We start from the raw sequence: 1,435 nt of genomic DNA on the forward strand, positions 1-1,435 counted from the left end.
CCGCATCGCGGACGAAAACGGAGGCTTCGCGCCCGCCGGCGTGCGCGGCGAAGTGCTCATCAAGGGCCCCAACGTCATGCGCGGATACCTCAACCGACGGGAAGACACCGACGTGTCCTTTCGCGATGGATGGCTCCGCACCGGCGACGTCGGGATCATCGACGACGACGGGTTCCTCAGCATCGTCGACCGGATCAAGCACCTCATCATCCGCGGCGGCGAAAACCTCTACCCCTCGGAAATCGAAGCCGCGCTGACCAGCCACGGCGACATCGCCGAAGCCGCCGTCGTCGCCGCACCCCACCCGGTCCTCAACGAAATCCCCATCGCCTACGTCACCGGCACCCCGGACCTCGACGACCTCCGCGCCCACATCTCCGCCCGACTGGCCAAGGTCAAGCTGCCCGAGGCGATCCACGTGCTACCCGACCTGCCCCGCAACCCCGTCGGCAAGGTCGACAAGATTGCCCTGACGGAAATGGCCGCCGCCGCAGTCGCGCGCTGACCGACCGCCGCCACCCGACTCCAAAGGAGACGCACATGTCCCTGATGAAACCGGAACTCATCGACGTCCCCCTCGACGAGTACAAGCGCCTGCCCCTCCTCCAGCGCATCCGCCTCCAGGCCACCGATTGGGCCGAACGCGGCCTCGGCTCGCCGTCGGCGGCCCCGCTGTTCTACGTGATCAAGATCGCCGCCTGGCTCCTCCTCGGCGGCTGGATCGCCGTCGCCTCCTCGGGCCTCGGGTCCCTGTGGGACTACCACGACTGGTGGGCCGAGCCGATCGTTTACCAAAAGCTCCTGCTCTGGGCGATCCTCTGGGAGGCGCTGAGCATCGGCGCCGCCTCCGGCCCCGCGATGTTCCACTTCTGGCCCCCGATGGCTGGCGTGTTCCACTGGGTGCGCCCCGGCACGGTGCGACGCCCACCGTGGGGCGGCAAGATTCCGCTGACCTCCGGTGATCGCCGGACCATCGTCGACGTGATCCTCTACCTGGCCGTTCTGGCGACCCTCATCGCCGGCCTGGCCATGAAGGGCGTGGAGTCCGCCGAGCTTGCGGCATTGCTGCCCGACGCCGACGGTGGCGTTCTGCCCACGATCGCGTTCGCCATGCCGATGGTGGCGCTGGTGCTGCTGGGCGCGCGCGACCAGGTTCCGTTCATGACCGCCCGCGCCGACCAGTACCTGCCGCTGCTGTTGTTCGGCGTGGTCCTCGGCCCCGTCGACTTCATGATCGCCGCCAAGTGCCTCATCGTCGTGGTGTGGATGGGCGCGGCCATCGCGAAGATCGGTCCGCATTTCTCGTTCGTTATCGGCCCGATGATGTCGAGCACCCCCTTCATGGTGTTCCCGAAGGTCAACCGACTATTCTACCGCGACGCCCGCAACGACCTGAACCCCTCGCGGGTGTCGCACCTGATCGGCCACGGCCTCG

The 1,435-nt window shown here is 67.8% G+C and carries 1 protein-coding gene and 1 pseudogene; both read left to right on the top strand.

Annotated elements, in window-relative coordinates; genetic code table 11:
* A pseudogene (locus Q0331_RS01125) lies at positions 1-505 on the top strand (AMP-binding protein); the annotation flags it as partial.
* A 35-nt stretch (positions 506-540) separates the two neighbouring features.
* Positions 541-1,435: DUF3556 domain-containing protein (locus tag Q0331_RS01130; protein WP_298074125.1), on the top strand; the 895-nt coding region annotated here is incomplete at its 3' end.

Source organism: uncultured Corynebacterium sp. (assembly GCF_937999985.1).
Lineage (GTDB): Bacteria > Actinomycetota > Actinomycetes > Mycobacteriales > Mycobacteriaceae > Corynebacterium.